Genomic DNA, 19,389 nt, shown 5'->3' with positions numbered 1-19,389 from the left:
GCTCCTTACTTGAAAGCCGGTCTTACGACAGGCTGGAAACGTAGTCTTCGAAACCGAACTCGCGGACGACTTCGACGCTGCCGTCGAGCTGCTTGACCACGATGGAAGGCATCTTCAGCCCGTTGAACCAGTTTTTCTTGACCATGGTGTAACCCGCCGTGTCGATGAACGACAGGCGATCGCCGATGGCCAGCGGACGGTCGAATTGGTACTCGCCGAAGATGTCACCGGCCAGGCATGACTTGCCGCAGACCATGTAGGTATGCTCGCCGTCATTGGGGGCCATCTTGGCGTTGAGGCGGTAGATCAGCAGGTCGAGCAGGTGCGCTTCGATCGAGCTGTCGACCACGGCCAGGTGCTTGCCGTTGTACAGGGTATCGAGCACGGTCACTTCCAGCGAGGCGCTGTTGGTGATGGCGGCTTCGCCCGGCTCCAGGTAAACCTGCACGCCGTATTTTTCCGAAAACGCCTTCAGGCGCGCGCAGAAGGCGTCTACTGCATAGTCTTCACCGGTGAAGTGAATGCCACCACCCAGGCTGACCCACTCGACCTTGTGCAGGAGGTGGCCGAATCGCTCTTCGATGTGCGTGAGCATCTTGTCGAACAGGCCGAAGTCACCGTTCTCGCAGTTGTTGTGGAACATGAAGCCGGAGATGTGTTCGATCACCTGCTCGATCTTGGCCGGGTCCCATTCGCCCAGGCGGCTGAACGGGCGGGCCGGGTCGGCCAGCAGGTAGTCGGAGCTGCTGACCTGCGGGTTGACGCGCAGACCACGCACCTTGCCTTCGGACTGTTCGGCAAAGCGTTGCAGCTGGCCGATCGAGTTGAAGATGATCTTGTCGCAGTTCTCAAGCATCTCCTCGACCTCGTCGTCGGCCCAGGCCACGCTATAGGCATGGGTTTCGCCGGCGAACTTCTGGCGGCCGAGCTTGAGCTCGAACAGGGAGGACGAGGTGGTACCGTCCATGTACTGCTGCATCAGGTCGAACACCGACCAGGTGGCGAAGCATTTGAGGGCGAGCAGCGCCTTGGCACCGGAGTGTTCGCGCACGTAGGCGATCTTCTCCATGTTGCTGAGCAGCTTGGTTTTATCGATGAGGTAATACGGCGTCTTGATCATTTAAAGGCCCCCGGCCAGGCCGGCCAAAAAAAGGACACGCATTGTGCCTTCACTTGCCGCAGACCGAAAGGGCGGGATACGCATTTCGTCAGGGTTGACGCTATTGCGAGGGCTTTTTCGGTTGCGGCGAGCCTAGTAGATCAGGTGCATGTGACTGTCGTAATCACCCCCGACAGATGGCAGCTTCAGTCTGCCTGCTGCAGCCAGGCCTGGATCTGCTCCAGTGTTGCGGTAGCGCCGCCACAGACCACCACCAGTACATTGCGCAAGGCGCCCAGTGCCTTGGCATCATAGGCCACTGCCAACGCCGCCCCGCACGCGGGCTCGACCAGCACACGGTGGTCCAGCAAGAACCGCTCACAGGCCTCCAGCGCTGCGCGATCGCTGACCAGATGGCTGTGCACCGGATGCTGCTGCACGCACGTCAGCGCCTGATCAGCCACACGCTTGGCCCCCAGCGACGTGGCCACCGAGGCGATGCGCTCCAGCTCCACCGAATGCCCAGCCTGCATGGCCGCATGCAGCGACGCCGCGCCCTCGGTTTCTACTGCCAGCACCGGCACATCGCCCCAGCCATTGCGCTTGAGCCCCTCTACCACGCCACTGAGCAAGCCGCCCCCGCCGACTGACAACACCACCGCGTCCGGCTTCAGGCCGGCTTCGGCCACCTCATCCACCAGGCTGGCATGCCCGGCCCACAGCAGTGGGTCGTCGAATGGGTGGATGAAGGCATCGTTCGGGCCTACCAGTGTCTGTGCCAGGGCGTTGGCCTCTTGCCAGGAACTGCCGTGCACCACCACCTTGGCGTCTTCCAGGTGCAGCAGCTGCTTGGCCCGTTCGGTGGTGGTTTCGGGTACCACCACGGTCACCGGCACCCCCAGCTTGCGTCCGGCGTAGGCGACTGCCAAACCGGCATTGCCACCTGACGAGGACACAAAGTGCCGGGCGCCACGCGCGTGGTGTACCTCGCAGGCGTAGCCTACACCGCGCAGTTTGAACGAACCGCAGGGTTGCAGGGCGTCGAGCTTGAGCCAGATATTACGACCGGCCGCCAACGACAGCGGGCGCGACTCGATCAGGGGGGTATGAATGTGCAAGGTCATTGGCTGGCTCCGCGTAGTTGCTCGAGGTAGTTGTAAATGGTGTAGCGCGTCACGCCTAGAGCGCTGGCAGCCTTCTCGACGCCGCCCTTGACGATGAACAGGCCGCGCTCCTGCATGACGCGCACGGCCTCGACCTTGGCCTGTTTGTTCATCCGCCCCTGGCCGCTGCGCTGCAGGGCAGCCTGGATGATCTCGCTCATCAGCAGCTCCATGTCGGCCGGTTCGTTGACCGCCGGTATGGCCCCCAGCGGCTGCAACTGCTGGAGAAAGCTCATGGCAGCATCCAGGCCGGTGACGTCGGTGTTGACGCACAGGCTGGCGAAGGGGTGGCCGCTGCTGTCACGGAAGATTGCCGTGGCACTCCGTAGCGTGCGGCCTTTGAGCGTAGTGGGGTAATCGGGCAGCACCACCGGCTCACAGCCGTGCTGGTCGGCCGAGGCCTGCATCAGTGCCTTGAAACCCTGGTCCTGCTCCGGTGCGGCGAGGATCGGGCTGCCCACGCTGCGGCCGGAAAGATGACCGTTGACGATCGCCACCACCGAGTGTTCGGGGTGGTCAAGGTCGTGCAGGAGTATTTCCATGTTGCGCGCGGCAACGCTGCCCAGTGCCTGGATCGCGGCCTTGAGCACGGTGAGGGTGAGTTGGCGTTCTTCGCTGGGGGTGATAGACATGGCAGACCGCAAAATCAACTGTTTGTGCATTTTTACACATATGGTTGAAATTAGCGATCTGCTTTTGCGGCCCCTGTAAGACTCAGCCGAGCGCCGGCGTGCGCGGCGGAATCATCCGGCGCGAGCCGGTGGCCTCGAACGCGGCAGCACAACTCAGCAGCGCGTTGTCGCTATAGGCCTTCCCGGCAAAGGTCAGCCCCACCGGCATACCGATATCGGCCATCACGCCCATCGGCACGGTCACGGTCGGCACGCCCAGGTGACGGATTGCCAGGTTGCCGTTGGCTACCCAGACACCGTTGCTCCAGGCGATGTCCGCCGATACCGGGTTGATATCGGCATCGGCCGGGCCAACGTCGGCTACGGTGGGGAACAGCACCGCGTCCAGGCCCAGCTTGTCCATCCAGTCTTCCAGGTCCAGCTTGCGGGTCTGCTCCAGCCCGCGCAGGCCGTCGGGCAGGGTCTCGATCTGGTCCCAGGTCTTCAGGCCACGTTTGGCCATGTTGACGTACTCGTCCATGCCGGCAGCCAGGTCATCTTCACGGTTGGGCAGGGTGCCCGGGTCGTGGGGGAAGATCTTCAGCCCGTCGACATCGGCCAGGCGGTTAAGCTTGGGGTCATCGTTGGCGCGCAGGAAGTCGTCAAAGGCCCAGCCCGACAGTTCCCACAGTTCGTCATGCAGGAATGCCTTGCTGACGATGCCACGGTTGTACACGGTCGGCGCGCCTGGGCGGTCGCCTTCGCAGTTGGACACCAACGGGAAGTCCACTTCCAGCACTTCGGCACCCGCCGCTTCCAGGGCCTGGCGTGCTTGTTGCCACAGGTCGATCACCGTGGCGCGGGTGTTGATGCGTTGGCCGGTCGGCCCGCCGATGCCTGGTTTCTCGGCGGTGCCCGCTTCGGGATCGGCATTTATATACATGCGTGGTACGCCAAAGCGCTTGCCCTTGAGCGCGCTGGCATCTACCGCCAGTTCAAGGTACGAAGCCGGACGTACCGTCGAGGCAGCGGGGATTGGCACCCACGGCTGCAGGCGCCACAGGTCGCCGCGCTTGTCGGCGTCATCGGCGACCACCACGTCGAGGATTTCCAGCAGGTCGGCCATGGTGCGGGCGTAGGGCACCACCACGTCCATGGTCGGCGTCAGCGGCCAGTTGCCACGCACCGAAATCACCCCGCGCGACGGGGTATAGGCGCACAGGCCGTTGTTGGACGCCGGGCCACGGCCGCTGGACCAGGTTTCTTCGGCCAGGCCAAAGGCGCTGAAGCTGGCGGCGGTGGCGGTACCGGCACCGTTGGACGAGCCCGAGGCGAAGGGCGCGGTCAGGTAGTTGGCGTTGTACGGGCTTTCGGCGCGGCCATAGACGCCGCGCTGCATGCCACCGTTAGCCATGGGCGGCATGTTGGTCTTGCCCAGGCACACGGCACCGGCGGCGCGCAGGCGCTCGATGGTGAAGGCATCGCGCTGGGCGACCAGGTCCTTGAAGGCAGGGCTGCCGGAGGCAGCAGTCAAGCCTTTGACCAGGTAGCTGTCCTTGGCGGTGTAGGGGATGCCGTCCAGCGGGCTAAGCACCTGGCCCTTGGCACGACGGGCATCGGAGGCCTCGGCCTCTTTGAGCGCCTCCGGGTTGCGTACCACTACGGCGTTAAGGGCTGTGGCCGTGTCGGCGCCATCGTAGGCGTCGATGCGCGCCAGGTAGGCCTTGACCAGCGCGACCGCTGTCGTGCGGCCCGACTCGAGCGCGTCGCGCAGCTCGGCAATGGAAACCTCGGTTACCTCGATCATGCGTTCACCAAAAAATGTGCAGGTGGGGGCTAATGCGAGGAGTGTACAAGAAGGGCTTGGCGGACGCAGGTTTGCGCAGGGGCAAATGGTTTTATGCAGGGGGGCATTGTCGGGGGCATTCACAGGCATTACCCGGCCCATTGTGGGGGCGGCCTTTCAGTCACCCAAGGGCCGCCCACAGGCTGGTGCTCAGCCTCAGCCCTGCGCGATATCGAGAAACATCATCACCGCAAACCCACCCACAACCCCAGGGTCGCCGTTGTTTCCCACAGGTATGAACTGCAGATGGTCATGGTAGGGCAGCAGGAACTGGCACGGGTAATGGACCTGGGGGCAGTGCTGGGCATCAAGGTCGAACCGGCGCTGGAAGTCCTGAAAGTCGTCGTCCACATCTAAAGCCTGGCGCAGTCCCTGTGGGAGCGGCCTTGTGTCGCGAAAGGGCTGCACAGCAGCCCCAGGATTTCAGCGTCGATGCAAATAATGCTGGGGCCGCTTCGCGGCCCTTTCGCGACACAAGGCCGCTCCCACACGGATCGCGCCAGCTTATGGAAATTGAGCAAGACAGTTGCTCCACACGGTTTGCGTCAACCTGCCAGGTCGGCGGCGCTATGGCGCTCCGGCACCTGGCTGTGTTCATCTCCCCAGGTACGGTTCACGCGTGTACCGCGCTGCACAGCAGGGCGCTGGGCGATGTCCTCGGCCCAGCGCTGTACGTTCGGGTACTCGTCAACCGCCAGGAACTGCGCCGCGTCATACAGGTTGCCGCGTACCAGCTGGCCATACCACGGCCACACGGCAATATCAGCAATACTGTATGCCTCGCCGCCCAGATAACGGCTTTCGGCCAAGCGACGATCAAGTACGTCCAGCTGACGCTTGGCCTCCATGGTGAAGCGGTTGATGGCGTACTCGAACTTTTCCGGTGCATACACGTAGAAGTGGCCAAAACCACCGCCCAGGTAAGGCGCCGCACCCATCTGCCAGAACAACCAGTTCAGGCATTCGGTGCGCGCAGCCGGCGATTTTGGCAGCAATGCTCCAAACTTTTCTGCCAGGTACAGCAGGATCGAACCTGATTCGAACACCCGCACCGGCGGCTCCACGCTGCGGTCGAGCAGGGCGGGAATCTTCGAGTTGGGGTTGACCTGGACGAAGCCACTGGAAAACTGATCACCCTCGCCGATGCGGATCAGCCAGGCATCGTATTCGGCACCGGCGTGGCCCAGGGCAAGCAGCTCTTCAAGGGCAATGGTGACCTTGACGCCGTTGGGCGTAGCCAGGGAATACAGCTGCAGCGGGTGTTTGCCCAGCGGCAGGTCCTTGTCGTGAGTCGGGCCGGCGACCGGGCGGTTGATGCTGGCGAACTGGCCGCCGGAGGCTGCGTCGTTGCGCCAGACTTTGGGTGGCACGTAGGCAGGCTTGCTCATGCATGAATCTCCTTCAAAGGCGCGAAAACGGTCACGTGAAAACGTTGACCTGCATCTATGCCATGGGTTCGACGCAATGCGCAAATGCACAGGGTGCAGGCGCAGCTTGCATGACGGCGGTTTCATCCAGTTTTCATCCGGCACAACGCCGGCCGGTTTTATGCTGGGTTATCCCTCCGTCCTGCAAGGAACCGCTGGCCGATGACCCTTGCACGCTGCGTGTTGGCGCTGGTCCTGCTCGGCGGCCTGTTGGCCCGCGCCGAGGCCGCGCCGTGGGTTGCCGGCCTGCACCTTATGACCTTGACCGACCCGGTCGATAGCCGCCCGATGCAAGCGCTGGCGTTCTACCCGGCCGTTGGCAAAACCCGTATCAGCCGTATAGACGGGTATCCCGTCGACGTGGCCGAAGAGGCGCCCGTCGCCATGGGGCGATTCCCGTTGCTGGTGCTGTCTCACGGCAATACGGGCAGCCCATTGGCTTTGCATTACCTGGCCACGTCGCTGGCGCGGCAAGGGTTCGTGGTGGTGGCGGTGGTGCACCCGGGGGACAACGTGCGCGACCACAGTCGCCTTGGCACCCTGAGCAATCTTTATGGGCGGCCGCTGCAAGTCAGCGCGGCGATCACCGCAGCGCGTGATGATGCAGTGGTCGGGCCTTATCTGAATGAAGGCAAGGTGGGCGTGATTGGCTACTCGGCCGGCGGAGAAACCGCGTTGATCCTGTCTGGCGCACGCCCCGACCTGGACCGTCTGCGTCAGTACTGCCTGGAGCGCCCGCATGACACAGACGCCTGCAAGACCCACGGCATCCTGATTGCCGACCGTAGCGAACTGGCGCCCGAGACCGACCCGCGAGTGGGGGCGGTCATGTTGATGGCGCCGCTGAGCCTGTTGTTCGGGCGCCATGCGCTGGCCGGGGTGCAGGTTCCCGCACTGATCTACAGTGGCGACAGCGATCAGCTTGTGGCCGTAGACCGTAATGCCGAGGCCCTGGCCCGCAAACTGCCGGTCACACCGGACTACCGCCTGTTGGCCGGTGCCGGGCATTTCGTGTTCATGGCCCACTGCGATGCCGAGCAGTACGCGCGAATGCCGGCGCTGTGCAAGGACGCCGACGGCGTCGACCGCCGGCATATCCATCATTCGCTGCAGCGAGAAACGGCAGCGTTCTTCAGCCAGGCGCTGGGGGCGCCGGCGCCGGCTGAGCGTTCAGCTACGACGGGCGCGCCGCGCCAGCCACAACGTTAGGCCGACCCCGGCCAAGGCGAGCAGGGCCGCCACGCAGAAGATCGAGGCATACCCCAGGTGTACCGCCACGGCGCCCATCACCGGGCCGGCAATGGCCAAGGCCATGTCGAAGAACACAGCATAGGCACCCAGCCCTGCGCCGCGGCTGCTGCTGGGGACGTGCTTGATCGCCTCCACGCCCAATGCCGGGTACACCAGCGACAGCCCGAAACCGGTCAGCCCGGCGCCAACCAGCGCCCAGGGCGGCGAGGGCGCCAGCCACAGAAGGCCCAGGCCCAGCACTTCGGTGGCCATGCAGGCGACCGCCACGTTGTAGCCACCAAAGCGGTTGACCGCGTTGACGAACAGCAGCCGCGAAATGATGAAGCACACACCAAACGCACTCAGGCACCAGGCCGCACCGGCCCAGCCGCGCTCGAGGTAGTACAGGGTGACGAAGGTGGTCAAGGTGCCGTAGCCGATCGAGGCCAGGGTCAAACCCAGGCCACACGGGGCAACCCGGCCGAACGCCGACCAGAAGGGCAGGCGCTCGCCGCGCACCACGACCACGTCGGGGCGCTTGCGAAGCACCAGCAGGGCAAGGGTTGCCAGCACCAGCAAAGCCGGCCCCAGCACGCTGAAGTCCAGCCCGTCCACGGCCAGCACGCCGATCGGCGCACCGATGGCAATCGCGCCATAGGAGGCGATGCCGTTCCACGAGATCACCCTGGCAGTGTGTTCGGGGCCGACCTGGCTGATGCCCCAGCTCAAAGTGGCCACACCGATCAGCCCTTGGGCGATGCCCAGCAGCAAACGTCCACCGAGCAGCAGTGCCAGGCTCAGCAGCGGTAAGGTGAGGGTCCAGGCTGACAGCAACGTCAACACCCCGCAACCGGCAATCCCCAGCAGGCCAAAGCGGATGGCCTGTTTCCCTCCCAAGGTGTCCGCCACCCTGCCTGCAAACGGGCGGCTCAGCAGCGTGGCCAGGTACTGCAGGCCAATGGTTACACCGGCGATCACTGCGCCAAAGCCGAGCTGGTCGTGCACATAGCTGGGCAGCACCGCAATCGGCAGGCCGATGCAGAGGAAGGCAATGAAGGTATAGAAAACGATCGACAGGATCTGCAGGGTGATGTGCAGCGTGTGACTGGCGGGGGCAGGTTGTTGCGCGGTCATGGGCTCTTTCGCGGGCGGGCGGTTGGGCGTGGTCCCATCATGGCCGTTGCGCAAAGGAAAAGAAAGCAGGCTAACGAATTATTCGTCGGGCAGTGTCAGTCGGTGGGAGGGGGGCTTCGCGGGCAAGCCCGCGAAGAGGCCCAGCCACACAAGGTGGCCAGGCCTTGGCCTTCAATCAGACCAGCACACCCTGGCTGCGCAGGTAGTCATCGTAAGTACCGCTGAAGTCCACCACACCATCGGCCGACAGCTCGATGATGCGCGTGGCCAGCGACGACACGAACTCGCGGTCGTGGCTGACGAACAGCAGGGTGCCCGGGTAGTTTTCCAGCGCCAGGTTCAGCGCTTCGATCGATTCCATGTCCAGGTGGTTGGTCGGCTCGTCCATCACCAGCACGTTCGGCTTCTGCAGGATCAGCTTGCCGAACAGCATGCGACCTTGTTCACCACCGGAAATCACCTTCACCGACTTGAGAATTTCGTCGTTGGAGAACAGCATGCGCCCCAGGGTGCCGCGGATAACCTGCTCACCAGAGGTCCACTGGCCCATCCAGTCGAACAGGCTCATGTCGTCTTCGAAGTCGTGGGCGTGGTCCTGGGCGTAGTAGCCCACTTCGGCGCTGTCGGTCCACTTCACCGAGCCCGCATCCGGGGTCATCTCGCCGACCAGGGTGCGCAGCAGGGTGGTCTTGCCAATACCGTTGGGGCCGATGATCGCAACGCGCTCGCCCGCTTCGACGGTGATGTCGAAGTTCTTGAACAGCACTTTGTCGTCGAAGGCTTTGGCCATTTTTTCGACGACCACGGCCTGGCGGTGCAGTTTTTTCGTCTGTTCGAAGCGAATGAACGGGCTGACGCGGCTGGACGGCTTGACCTCGGCCAGCTGGATCTTGTCGATCTGCTTGGCACGTGAAGTGGCCTGCTTGGCTTTGGAGGCGTTGGCCGAGAAGCGGCTGACGAAGGTCTGCAGCTCGGCGATCTGGGCTTTCTTCTTGGCGTTGTCCGACAGCAGCTGCTCACGCGACTGGGTGGCTGCGGTCATGTACTCGTCATAGTTGCCCGGGAACAGGCGCAGCTCACCGTAATCCAGGTCAGCCATGTGGGTGCAGACGCTGTTGAGGAAGTGCCGGTCGTGGGAAATGATGATCATGGTGCTGTTACGCGCCGTGAGGATCGTTTCCAGCCAGCGGATGGTGTTGATGTCCAGGTGGTTGGTCGGTTCGTCGAGCAGCAGCACGTCCGGGTCCGAGAACAGCGCCTGGGCCAGGAGGACACGCAGCTTCCAGCCCGGTGCCACTTCGCTCATCGGGCCGAAGTGCTGGTCCAGCGGAATACCCAGGCCCAGCAGCAGTTCACCGGCGCGGGACTCGGCGGTGTAGCCGTCCATTTCGGCGAATTCGGTTTCCAGCTCGGCGACGGCCATGCCGTCTTCTTCGGTCATTTCCGGCAGCGAGTAGATACGGTCACGCTCGGCTTTGACTTTCCACAGCTGGCCGTGGCCCATGATCACCGTGTCGATCACGGTGAATTCCTCGTAGGCGAACTGGTCCTGGCGCAGTTTGCCCAGGCGGGTGTTCGGCTCAAGCATGACCTGGCCTGCGGACGGCTCCAGGTCACCGCCGAGGATTTTCATGAAGGTCGACTTGCCGCAACCGTTGGCGCCGATCAGGCCGTAGCGGTTGCCGTTGTTGAATTTGACGGAAACGTTTTCGAACAGCGGCTTGGAGCCGAACTGCATGGTGATGTTAGCGGTAGAAATCAAGTGCTTGTCCTGCGGGGGTTCCAGAGGTGTATTTAGGCCCTGTCGTCAGTCTTGGGCCATTTTTGGGCCAATTCGACTCGGGGCGGCAGCTTCTCCAGCTCCCTCCAGTCCGAGGAGGAGCTGATCCATTTCGCGTAGGTAGAGAGCAACATCTCGACGCTGTGGCCAAGCTGGCTCGCGATGAACGCGGGGTTCATCCCAGGCATCAGGCATAGGGTGGCGTAGGTGTGGCGGGTGTCGTACTGACGGCGTTCACGGATGTTCAGCGCCTTCAGCGCCGATTTGAAGGGGCGGATTGTAACACTTGGCTCGTTGATCCACAGCCCACCTTTGCTAGGTTGGAACACGAAGGGGCTAGTCGGGTGGGCCGACTTGGACGCCATGCGACGAAGGGTAGCGATTGGCTGGGCATGGTTGATGGCGTTCAATGCGCGCTCGTTTAACAGGACCACCCGATGATGCTTGGTTTTCGTCTGGTCAGGTTTTCGCTTCAGATTGATCGCGGTCGGTTGTGATTATCAGCTTTCGACCCTTATCGGCCTCTCGTGAAAGAGTGCCTCGCCCCTTCTATTGATAGCGTCGATTAGAAGCCATTGTTAAACAACGGAAGCAGTTGTATTCAAAACATCTAGTCTTGATGCTTGATAACAGCACTGCATCTGATAGGGAAGTTGACTGAGTTGGCAATAAAACATTCGTGGTGAGCATCGTCATGCAGGCGTCTTGCAAGATCCAGATTTGACTGGCTGCTGATAATGACCTGAGGCCTTAACTCAGCGTCTTTGAAATGGCCCTTGCGCTGGCCATCCCCTTCAAGCATCCGGCCCACCGGGTAGTCGACATATTCCAAGACGTTCACGTTGTTGACTGCGCACAGATGAAGATACCAAAGCTTGTGGCAGGCCGAGATCGAGGCCAGCAACATGTCTTCAGGGTTCCAGCGTTCAGGGTTCCCGCGAAAGGCGGGGTCGGCAGAGCCAAGGATAGGTGCCTTGCCTGGAGCCTCCACGTTGAAGTCTCTCTGGTACGCCGTGTAACTGGCAGTACCTTCACCCGTGTTACCTATCCAATTTACCGTGACAGCGTAATGGTGTTCTTTCATGGTCACTCCTGTGTCGAAAGACGGCCGGAAAATCTTGCCCATCGCTTGGGTGCGGTTATCTTGCTCTCGATTGAGGGCTCTCCACCAGCATCTAGTGTTTGCAGCGACGCATGAGCAATCCGAGCACATGCAATGAACCGATGGAACTCCAAGGCCGATACCGACGCCAAGGCTGCGGAACGTGATGCGTCATGCGCCAGGTTGCCTGTCCGCTAGGCCAGGTGGTCCATCCGCCGGTAATTCATGGCGCTCGCCTAGCGGAACACCGTAGCCACTTTCCTTGAGCGACCGTGCGCTGATCGCGCGGCGCTTGAAGGAGGGGGCGATCACGGCTGTTAAATGAAAAGCAGCTGTAAAAAAATGTAACACACACCTTAAGCAGTGAATTCATTGGAACAGCTGTGTATTCTGTCTCTCCAGTCAAGAATATGAGTTCAAGGTCCGTTCCATGCGTAATCGCGGCAAAATCTATTGGGAATGGGCCAATTCTGCGTTGCATTCCCGCAATTACGATGAGCGCCTTCCCTGCGGCACTTTAATCAACATCCAAGCCCGACTCTCACTTGAAAACGTCACTCAACTTTTCCTGGGTATCTACGGGAAAAAAGGCGTGCTCTTGCTCGAAGAGGTACACCCTGACTGCCGTGGACAGAAACTGTCCGCGGCGATGGCCTGGGCGCTCGAGCGTGCTCACGACTGGGTCGCCAAGGCGTTTCCTGCGCCCAAAGCACCAGGGCCTGAACCACTCCCGCGCAGAGGCTCGCGTCTTCACGGATAACGATGCAGGGAAAACGGAACGCTCGTCAGATCGCTTGAGTCGTATCTCCATCAAAAGCGCATTGAGGCGCCCAGTTGGAGAAAGTGATGAGCCTTCAGTCCACCAGTCATGACCTTTACGTGCATGCCTACCTTGGTTACCAGGCATCGATTTACGTGCTGTGGGAGTCGAGCGTCGAATTTCCCACGGGGATGTTGGTCGAGGTAGGGAAGCCGGGCGCAACGGCGCGAACCCTGCGTGTGAGTCGACCATTCTCCTCTTCGACAGAAGCCATTCTCGAAGGGAAGGTTATGGCTGAACAGTACGTGGAAAGTCAAAAAAGCGGAGCTTGTGCTGCCAGGTGAGTTCGCCGAGGTCTGATCGGACCCACCGCAACCACGGGCAGGTCGACCACCTGCGAATCTGTGCAGCTGTTGATAACGGTATTCCCTGTTCGTCGAGTCGAGCCATTTCAACAGTAACCGCTTGCGCAAGTGCCATTGTGGACGGTGGTGTTACCAATCGTCGTGCTGTGCGGGTTCCAAGTCGACCCGGTCCCCGAGTCGAAACCCTGCACATCAGTGGTCGATGATGTTGCGCTACCGGTACTTGGGCCGGCATGGTCTACTACCGCTTCACTGAAGCGGCTCTATCAGCTCGGCGCCTTGGTTGCGCACATTGCCAATGGCTGTGCTCACTCGATACCACTCGAAGGCCTCGGCTGGCTCGCCCAGGTTGAGCGCCATCTGCTCGGCTTGTTCGCCCGGCGTCGCGGGTTGCATCCACTCACGCGCGAGGTCTGGGGCCAAAACCACTGGCCTGCGGTCGTGCACATCCACCATTCCGCCCTGAGCATCGGCCGTAATGATGACGAACCCATCATGCTCGCTGCCAGCGAACTGGCCGATGCTGGCGCAAAGGGAAGGGCGCCCGTCCCGGCGTCGGATGTAGTACGGCTGTTTCTTCGGTCCGCCTTCATCGACCCATTCATACCAGCCGTCGATCGGCGTTATGCCTCGGTGCGGCCAGATCGCCCGGAAGAAGGGGCCGTGTGCCACCTTTTCGACCCTGGCGTTGATCGGCGCGGCACGGTCGGTCGCCCAATGCGGCCGCCAGCCCCATCTCACCAGGTCCGCCCGCGGGCCTGCTTCATCCACTCGCAGCACTGCCACCGGCGTGGTCGGCGCGACGTTGTACCGGCCAAGTGGCTGGTCGCCGACGTTGTTCCGCCAGGCCTCTGGCAGGCTCAGGGTTTCGACAAAGTCGTGTATGCCTCGGTACTGACTCAACCTTCCACACATGCGCAACCCTCCTGCCAGAGCAAGCATAGCGCTTGGGTGTATTGCCGGTGTGGATGACGCCGACGTGGTGCTGTACGCGCAGTTCTGATGGTGCCGGGCTGAATGAGCGCCCCACCTCCTTCAACACGGCGCCAAGTCTGATCTTCCAGGCGTTATAGGGTCGTTCGAGGGAACCCGAACGAAAATGCAGTACTTACCACCCTCCATCGATTCAAAGGCCACCAGCTTTTCCACCAGCGCGGCGCTCAAAACCTTGCCGGCGTTAAGCAGCAACATGCCGTTGTCGGCGTTCAGGTTGCGCGCAAGCACCATTCCCGGCGCCAGGTCACGGGTGGTACACACCTGGACTTCAGGGTCCACCAGGGTGAGATCGCTGTGGAACGAGGCGCAAACCTGGACGAAATCCTCAAGGAGTGCCGGGTCATACAACCGGCCGGCGTACTTGCGCAGGTAGAGCAAGGCCTCATCGCTGTTCATCTGCCGTTCAAGAATCAAACCCCGTTGCAGCTCAACGAAGTCCACGGCCAGCTTGAGCAAGCGAGCGCCGAACGGGATAGCTTCACCCTTGAGCCGGTCGGGGAAACCGCTGCCGTCCCAGTGCTCCTGGTGATGCAGGATCAGGCGCGCTGCATCTTTCATGGGCTCAAGGGTCATCAGCAGCGCTTCACTTTGGCGTGGGTAGTCGCGATAGCGGTCGCGGTCGCTGTGCATCAACTGGTCCGAAGGGGCAACGATCATGCTATCCGGCCAACTCAATTTGCCTATGTTGTACAGCGCCGCAGCCATGGCCAGATCGCGGCTGATCGCCTCGTCCAAAGCGTGGACCCGACAGTAGCAACGCACCAGTTCGATGATCTGTCGATTGGTCTGCTTGGCTGGAGGCAGCCGCAGATTAGCCAACATCGAGAACACCTCGGTCCCGGTCACATAGCTGTGTTTCAGTTCTTCGTAGGCCAGATCGAGCATGTCAGCGGTCTGCTGCAGCTCCGCGGTACGGGCTGCAACGCGTTTCTCCAAGTCGTTATTGAGCAGTCTCAACTGGGCGTTCTGCCGACGTGCCAGCAGCTCCAGGCGTTGGCGCTCGCGTTCGGAATGCTGGTGGTCCAGGGCCTGGCGCAAGGTCATCAGCAATTCGTCGTCGTTCCAGGGCTTGCTGATGTAACGGTGGATTTGACCGTCATTGACGGCCTTGATAATTGCGCTTGGGTCGGCATAGCCGGTCAGCAAGATCCTGACGGTCGATGGGTGATGCTGATTGATCTGTGCCAACAAGGTGGCGCCGTCCATCCCGGGCATGCGCGCATCGCTCATCACCAGATCAACCGGGCCCTCGGCCATCTGCGCCAGTGCCTGCTCTCCGCTGGTCGCCAGCTTCACGTCATAGGGTTGGCCACGCAATAGCCGACGCAGACTGTTAAGGATCGACTCCTCGTCGTCTACCAGCAACACGGTCGGCCGATAGGGTGAAATCAGGGGCGGTTGCACGTCCATGGCAGGCCTCACGTGGTCGATCGATGGAGGCACTCGAGCTCAACGAGCGCTTAGGTCAAAGGCTAGTTCATTTTTCCGTGACAGGTGCCGGGCAAGGTGTGGCGGGTGGCAGGCAAATTGTCTGGAAGGCATCTAACCTGACGGCATGGCACCACCCTTCTGTAAGTCCGTCAGCCCAGGGAAAAGGATTCTCCCGGATGTCAGCGCGCACAACCTGTCGTTATCGTTCCGCTCTTCACCTGCAGCGCTTGCGCCGTTGTCTGGGCCTGTGGGTGCTGCTCGTTCTGAGCGGAGGCAGCGGGGCGGAGCCGCTGGACGAGCCGCTCAAGCCGCTGCCTCCGATACCCACTCTGGCACCTGGGCGTGTCGAGTTGGGCCGCCAGTTGTTCAACGATCCGCGGTTGTCGCGCAACGGCACACGGTCCTGCGCCAGCTGTCACCGTCTGGACAAGTACGGGGCCGATGACCGGGCGTTTTCCATGGGGGCAGATGGCCTGCCGCTTACGCTCAATACGCCAACGGTACTCAATGCCAGCCTTAATTTCCGACAGTTCTGGAATGGCCGGGTCGAGTCACTCGAGGAGCAGGGGGAGGCCGTGATCACCAGCGCTCACGAGATGGGCGGAGACTGGCGCGTGATCGAGCAGCGCATCGCCGCAGACGTGCATTACCGTCAGGGGTTCAAGGATGCCTACCCGGACGCGGTGACAAAGGACAACATCCTCAGCGCGTTGGCCGATTACCAAAGGACGCTTCTTACCCCTGGCGCACGCTTCGATCGTTACCTGCAGGGCGATACCGAGGCGCTTACCCTGGAGGAAAAATACGGCTACCAGCGCTTCAAGGACTATGGCTGCATCGCCTGCCACCAAGGGGTGAATATTGGGGGCAACATGTTCCAGAAATTTGGCGTGTTCGGCGACTACATCGCGGACCGCGGCCACCCCACCGAGGCGGATCAGGGCCGCTTCAACGTGACCGGAGAGGAGGCCGACCGGGGCGTGTTCAAAGTGCCGAGCCTGCGCAATGTGGCGATGACCGCGCCCTATTTTCACGATGGCTCGGCGCCTACACTGGAGCGTGCGATCGATGTGATGTTTCAGTATCAGCTTGGACGAATCCCAAGTGATGAGGACCGCAGGCTCATCATGCTGTTCCTCAAAACCCTTACTGCTGAAAAGGCGGGTCAGCCATGAGGGTGATTTCCCGGCGCACAAGCCTGATTCTATTCAGTGGGTTGGTCCTTGTACTGGCGTCGATGCTGCTGTACCTGTACCTGAATTCCGGGTCAGAGCAGACCCAGACCTACAACGAATCCCGAGATCTCATTCGTCAGCTCAAGCAACAGGATGCTGTGTGGGAAAACGAGGTGCTCAAGGCCCGGGTAGCCGTCTCTCATAACTATGATCCACTCGTGACCCCCCTCAAGGAGATGAAGCGGCTGTGGGCACGATTCGACAGCCGGGAAGCCGAACAAGGGCGCGTTGACGCAGACCAGTGGCGCGATGCCTATGACGGTTTTCTCTCTGCGTTTGGGGAAAAGGCTCGGCTCGTGGAGCAATTCAAATCGCACAATGCCTTGCTGCGAAATTCGTTGGCATTTCTACCCACAGCCGAGGACGGTATTCAGGCCCAGATCAACACCATGCTGGCCCCGAATCGGCCGGAGGTACACGTATTCGTTGCTGACACTTATGACCTGTTGCTAAGTGCCCTGGAGTTCGCGCAGGTTACCTCTGTGGAAAGGGCTGCCGAGATAGAGGTGGGGTTAGGTAACCTGGCTGTTAACGCGGAGAACCTGCCCAAAGAATTCCACACGCCCCTCAATTTGTTGAGTAATCACGTGGCGTTGATCCTGCGCGAGCAACCTGTCGTCAACCGCCTGCTCGAACAGATCGAGGCGATCCCGGTTGCCGAACGCCTGGATACGATCACCAGCCTCCTGGACAGGGATCAACAGCAGGTTGAAAGGATCAACCGTAAAAACCATCTCTACACGTTATGGCTATCCGGCTTGCTGATGTTCTCGGTCATTTGCCTGGCTGCGCTGCTGGTGCGCAGCTTCGCCGAGGTGAGACGGGTCAACAATGCGTTGCAAAGCGCCAATGATGTCCTGGAACAACGGGTCGAGGATCGCACCCTGGAACTCAGAAACGCTCAGAGCGAATTGCTTAACGCGGCGCGCCAAGCAGGCATGGCGGAGATCGCTACCAATGTGTTGCACAACGTGGGCAACGTGCTCAACAGCGTGAACACATCCTCTGATCTGATCGCTCGAACGTTGCGCAGCAGCAAAACCCAGGGTTTGGGCAAGGCCATGCAACTGTTCCGCGAGCATGCCACTGACATCGGTCGGTTTCTCGACGAGGATCCCAGAGGCCGGTTGCTTCCCGGCTACCTCCACCAGCTGACCGAGGCGATCGCCGAGGAGCAGAAGGAGATGGTGATCGAGCTGGAGCGGATGAACAAGAGCATCGACCACATCAAGGAAGTGGTGGCCACCCAGCAATCCTACGCCGGGGCTAAAAATGTGCCAGTGCCGCTGTCGGTCAACGACCTGGTCGAGGACGCGCTGCGCATGAACGCAGGCGCGTTGATCCGGCATCAGGTGAGGGTAGTGCGCGACTTCGCAGATCTGCCTCTGGTGATGGGCGACCGGCATCGGCTGTTGCTGATACTGATCAACCTGATCAGCAACGCCAAGTACGCCATGTCCGGCCCCGGCAGCGACCCACGGACGATGATCCTCAGGACGCGCATCATTGAGGGGGGCTTGCTGGAAATGAGCGTGCTGGACGAAGGCGAAGGCATTGCGCCCGAAAACCTGCAGAAGATCTTTGCCCATGGCTTCACCACGCGCAAAGACGGGCATGGCTTCGGCTTGCACAGTTGCGCCTTGGCCGCCATCGAGATGAATGGTCACCTGACCGCATACAGCGACGGCCCTGGCCTGGGTGCTGTCTTTACCCTGAGGATCCCGCTGATCGCGGTGACGGAGCCTGCATGAGTGACCTGACCAATCGCCGGATCCTGCTGATCGATGACATGCCGACTATCCACGAGGATTTTCGCAAGATCCTTGCCCCGGCCAAAGCGCAGAACACAGAACTGGACGAGATGGAAGGGTTGTTGTTTGGCGAGCAGATCAAGAACGACCGACCGGTATTCGAACTCGATTCAGCCTATGGCGGTGAGGAAGGGCTCGACCTGCTGAAGCGTGCGCTGCAGGCCAGCAAGCCTTACGCGTTAGCCTTCGTCGACATGCGTATGCCAGGTGGATGGGATGGCGCTCAAACCATTGAGCACCTGTGGGAAGAGGACCCGCTGTTGCAGGTAGTCGTCTGCACCGCCTACTCGGACTATTCCTGGGATGAGTTGTTCGACCGGCTGCAGGCCCACGATCGCCTGCTGATCCTGAAAAAACCGTTCGACAACATCGAGGTCCAGCAAATGGCCAGCACCTTGCTGACCAAGTGGGAAATGACCCAACGAGCCTCGCTGAAAATGCACCAGCTCGAACAGCGGGTAGAGCGGCGTACCCAGCAACTGACCCAAGCCAGCGAGGCGCTGCAGCAGGAGATCGAGGAGCGCAAGCAGCTGGAAAGCCAGCTGGTGCAATCGGAGAAGCTCGCCTCGTTGGGGCAGATGGCCGCCGGCGTGGCGCACGAGATCAACAATCCGATCGGTTTCGTGTCCTCCAACCTGGGCACTCTGGGAGGGTACTTTCAACAACTGTTAGCGATGCTCGACGCCTATCGCGAGGCCGAACTGATGCTCGGCGCAAACGAAACCACTGGGCGCTTGCAAAGGCTTCGTGAGCAGACTGAGCTGGAGTTCCTCATGGAAGACATCCCGATCCTCATCAAGGAGTCCAAGGACGGAATCGGTCGAGTGGCGCATATCGTCAAGGACCTCAAAGACTTCTCGCGCGTTGACAACGCTCAGCAATGGCAATTAGCCGATTTGCAGCAGGGCATTGACTCCACGCTCAACATCGTCGCGAGCGAGCTGAAACATAAAGCCGACGTGGTAAAACGGTACCAGCCGTTACCCCCTGTCGAATGCCTGCCGTCGCAGATCAACCAAGTGATAATGAACCTTGTGCTCAATGCCGTCCAAGCCATGGGCCCCGAGCGGGGCACCATCACATTGGGCACTGTTCATCAAGGCGCCTGGGTGTGCATCGACGTTGCGGATACAGGCGCTGGGATAGCACCGGAGAACATCAAGAAAATCTTCGATCCTTTTTTCACCACCAAGCCCGTCGGCCAAGGAACCGGGCTAGGCCTGTCCCTTTCCTACGGCATTGTAAAGAAACACGGAGGAGAGATATCTGTATCAAGCCAGGTCGGAGTGGGAACAACGTTTCGTGTACAACTGCCGGTTAAGCAGAGCGCAACGCTGTGACAGGGCACACAAGGTGGGTATACCACAACCCAACTAGGGCAGGGGGCGTGCCCCGGCGA

At 61.1% G+C, this 19,389-nt stretch carries 17 protein-coding genes; 6 read left to right on the top strand and 11 right to left on the bottom strand.

All coding sequences use genetic code 11. From position 1 onward, the window contains the following. Positions 1-22 precede the first annotated feature (22 nt). The 5 genes from REH59_RS16545 to yghU all read right to left on the bottom strand — a co-directional run bounded on the left by REH59_RS16545 (position 23) and on the right by yghU (position 6,107). Complete coding sequence (locus REH59_RS16545; protein WP_014756455.1) at positions 23-1,120, bottom strand: carboxynorspermidine decarboxylase; 1,098 nt, start codon at positions 1,118-1,120, stop codon at positions 23-25. Positions 1,121-1,305: 185 nt separating this feature from the next. Continuing rightward, positions 1,306-2,223 (bottom strand): pyridoxal-phosphate dependent enzyme, encoded by a 918-nt coding sequence (locus REH59_RS16540; RefSeq protein ID WP_003248127.1) that lies wholly within the window; start codon positions 2,221-2,223, stop codon positions 1,306-1,308. After that, on the bottom strand, positions 2,220-2,894 hold the full coding sequence (locus tag REH59_RS16535) for a helix-turn-helix transcriptional regulator (RefSeq protein ID WP_047604983.1): 675 nt from the start codon (positions 2,892-2,894) through the stop codon (positions 2,220-2,222). Before REH59_RS16535 ends, REH59_RS16540 begins: the two co-directional genes overlap by 4 nt. A gap of 82 nt (positions 2,895-2,976) precedes the next feature. Continuing rightward, positions 2,977-4,680 (bottom strand): amidase, encoded by a 1,704-nt coding sequence (locus REH59_RS16530; protein ID WP_014861084.1) that lies wholly within the window; start codon positions 4,678-4,680, stop codon positions 2,977-2,979. Positions 4,681-5,264: 584 nt separating this feature from the next. Next, positions 5,265-6,107 carry a glutathione-dependent disulfide-bond oxidoreductase gene (gene yghU / locus REH59_RS16525; protein WP_003248134.1) on the bottom strand — a complete coding sequence of 281 codons (843 nt, stop codon included), beginning with the start codon at positions 6,105-6,107 and terminating at the stop codon, positions 5,265-5,267. Positions 6,108-6,308: 201 nt separating this feature from the next. On the opposite strand from yghU, the gene REH59_RS16520 reads away from it, so the two are divergent. Continuing rightward, positions 6,309-7,355 carry an alpha/beta hydrolase family protein gene (locus REH59_RS16520; RefSeq protein WP_128573764.1) on the top strand — a complete coding sequence of 349 codons (1,047 nt, stop codon included), beginning with the start codon at positions 6,309-6,311 and terminating at the stop codon, positions 7,353-7,355. Here REH59_RS16520 and REH59_RS16515 read toward each other — a convergent pair. The 4 genes from REH59_RS16515 to REH59_RS16500 all read right to left on the bottom strand — a co-directional run bounded on the left by REH59_RS16515 (position 7,317) and on the right by REH59_RS16500 (position 11,374). After that, on the bottom strand, positions 7,317-8,510 hold the full coding sequence (locus REH59_RS16515; protein ID WP_004576697.1) for an MFS transporter: 1,194 nt from the start codon (positions 8,508-8,510) through the stop codon (positions 7,317-7,319). The genes REH59_RS16520 and REH59_RS16515 overlap by 39 nt on opposite strands. A 175-nt stretch (positions 8,511-8,685) precedes the next feature. Continuing rightward, complete coding sequence (locus tag REH59_RS16510) at positions 8,686-10,272, bottom strand: ABC-F family ATPase (protein WP_003248141.1); 1,587 nt, start codon at positions 10,270-10,272, stop codon at positions 8,686-8,688. 32 nt (positions 10,273-10,304) lie between these two features. Then, positions 10,305-10,724: an integrase gene (locus REH59_RS16505; RefSeq protein WP_014756461.1), complete on the bottom strand. Its 420-nt coding sequence runs from the start codon at positions 10,722-10,724 to the stop codon at positions 10,305-10,307. Positions 10,725-10,900: 176 nt separating this feature from the next. Beyond that, the gene (locus REH59_RS16500) at positions 10,901-11,374 is read right to left on the bottom strand and encodes an OsmC family protein (RefSeq protein ID WP_017147656.1); all 474 of its coding nucleotides are present in this window, start codon (positions 11,372-11,374) and stop codon (positions 10,901-10,903) included. Between the two features lie 448 nt (positions 11,375-11,822). On the opposite strand from REH59_RS16500, the gene REH59_RS16495 reads away from it, so the two are divergent. Together REH59_RS16495 and REH59_RS16490 are read left to right on the top strand one after the other, a co-directional pair. Next, positions 11,823-12,152 (top strand): hypothetical protein, encoded by a 330-nt coding sequence (locus REH59_RS16495; RefSeq protein ID WP_080634978.1) that lies wholly within the window; start codon positions 11,823-11,825, stop codon positions 12,150-12,152. 86 nt (positions 12,153-12,238) lie between these two features. After that, positions 12,239-12,496, top strand: coding sequence for a hypothetical protein (locus tag REH59_RS16490; protein ID WP_004576696.1), 258 nt, complete (start codon positions 12,239-12,241; stop codon positions 12,494-12,496). A gap of 270 nt (positions 12,497-12,766) precedes the next feature. On the opposite strand, the gene REH59_RS16485 is transcribed toward REH59_RS16490, so the two are convergent. Together REH59_RS16485 and REH59_RS16480 are read right to left on the bottom strand one after the other, a co-directional pair. After that, entirely contained in the window at positions 12,767-13,432 is a 666-nt protein-coding gene (locus REH59_RS16485; RefSeq protein WP_014861088.1) for an SOS response-associated peptidase, read from the bottom strand. Between the two features lie 120 nt (positions 13,433-13,552). Next, on the bottom strand, positions 13,553-14,923 hold the full coding sequence (locus tag REH59_RS16480; protein ID WP_014861089.1) for an HD domain-containing phosphohydrolase: 1,371 nt from the start codon (positions 14,921-14,923) through the stop codon (positions 13,553-13,555). Positions 14,924-15,120: 197 nt separating this feature from the next. On the opposite strand from REH59_RS16480, the gene REH59_RS16475 reads away from it, so the two are divergent. Genes REH59_RS16475 through REH59_RS16465 form a run of 3 tightly spaced genes read left to right on the top strand, consistent with a single transcriptional unit; the run spans position 15,121 to position 19,330 of the window. Further along, positions 15,121-16,119 (top strand): cytochrome-c peroxidase, encoded by a 999-nt coding sequence (locus REH59_RS16475; protein ID WP_014861090.1) that lies wholly within the window; start codon positions 15,121-15,123, stop codon positions 16,117-16,119. After that, positions 16,116-17,930, top strand: a complete 1,815-nt coding sequence (locus tag REH59_RS16470) for a DAHL domain-containing protein (protein WP_014861091.1) — start codon at positions 16,116-16,118, stop codon at positions 17,928-17,930. The genes REH59_RS16475 and REH59_RS16470 overlap by 4 nt, the downstream gene beginning before the upstream one ends. Then, positions 17,927-19,330, top strand: coding sequence for an ATP-binding protein (locus tag REH59_RS16465; RefSeq protein ID WP_014861092.1), 1,404 nt, complete (start codon positions 17,927-17,929; stop codon positions 19,328-19,330). The genes REH59_RS16470 and REH59_RS16465 overlap by 4 nt, the downstream gene beginning before the upstream one ends. Positions 19,331-19,389: the final 59 nt, after the last annotated feature.

The organism is Pseudomonas sp. BO3-4 (assembly GCF_034044115.1).
GTDB lineage: Bacteria > Pseudomonadota > Gammaproteobacteria > Pseudomonadales > Pseudomonadaceae > Aquipseudomonas > Aquipseudomonas alloputida.
Note: the sequence above shows the minus strand (reverse complement) of the source record. Positions and strands in the feature narration are given on the sequence as shown.

Excerpts from the sequence above, each read along its gene's own strand:
- REH59_RS16545 (WP_014756455.1), bottom strand. The coding sequence starts at position 1,120 with ATGATCAAGACGCCGTATTACCTCATCGATAAAACCAAGCTGCTCAGC.
- REH59_RS16540 (WP_003248127.1), bottom strand. The coding sequence starts at position 2,223 with ATGACCTTGCACATTCATACCCCCCTGATCGAGTCGCGCCCGCTGTCG.
- REH59_RS16535 (WP_047604983.1), bottom strand. The coding sequence starts at position 2,894 with ATGTCTATCACCCCCAGCGAAGAACGCCAACTCACCCTCACCGTGCTC.
- REH59_RS16530 (WP_014861084.1), bottom strand. The coding sequence starts at position 4,680 with ATGATCGAGGTAACCGAGGTTTCCATTGCCGAGCTGCGCGACGCGCTC.
- yghU (WP_003248134.1), bottom strand. The coding sequence starts at position 6,107 with ATGAGCAAGCCTGCCTACGTGCCACCCAAAGTCTGGCGCAACGACGCA.
- REH59_RS16520 (WP_128573764.1), top strand. The coding sequence starts at position 6,309 with ATGACCCTTGCACGCTGCGTGTTGGCGCTGGTCCTGCTCGGCGGCCTG.
- REH59_RS16515 (WP_004576697.1), bottom strand. The coding sequence starts at position 8,510 with ATGACCGCGCAACAACCTGCCCCCGCCAGTCACACGCTGCACATCACC.
- REH59_RS16500 (WP_017147656.1), bottom strand. The coding sequence starts at position 11,374 with ATGAAAGAACACCATTACGCTGTCACGGTAAATTGGATAGGTAACACG.
- REH59_RS16495 (WP_080634978.1), top strand. The coding sequence starts at position 11,823 with ATGCGTAATCGCGGCAAAATCTATTGGGAATGGGCCAATTCTGCGTTG.
- REH59_RS16490 (WP_004576696.1), top strand. The coding sequence starts at position 12,239 with ATGAGCCTTCAGTCCACCAGTCATGACCTTTACGTGCATGCCTACCTT.
- REH59_RS16485 (WP_014861088.1), bottom strand. The coding sequence starts at position 13,432 with ATGTGTGGAAGGTTGAGTCAGTACCGAGGCATACACGACTTTGTCGAA.
- REH59_RS16480 (WP_014861089.1), bottom strand. The coding sequence starts at position 14,923 with ATGGACGTGCAACCGCCCCTGATTTCACCCTATCGGCCGACCGTGTTG.
- REH59_RS16475 (WP_014861090.1), top strand. The coding sequence starts at position 15,121 with ATGTCAGCGCGCACAACCTGTCGTTATCGTTCCGCTCTTCACCTGCAG.
- REH59_RS16470 (WP_014861091.1), top strand. The coding sequence starts at position 16,116 with ATGAGGGTGATTTCCCGGCGCACAAGCCTGATTCTATTCAGTGGGTTG.
- REH59_RS16465 (WP_014861092.1), top strand. The coding sequence starts at position 17,927 with ATGAGTGACCTGACCAATCGCCGGATCCTGCTGATCGATGACATGCCG.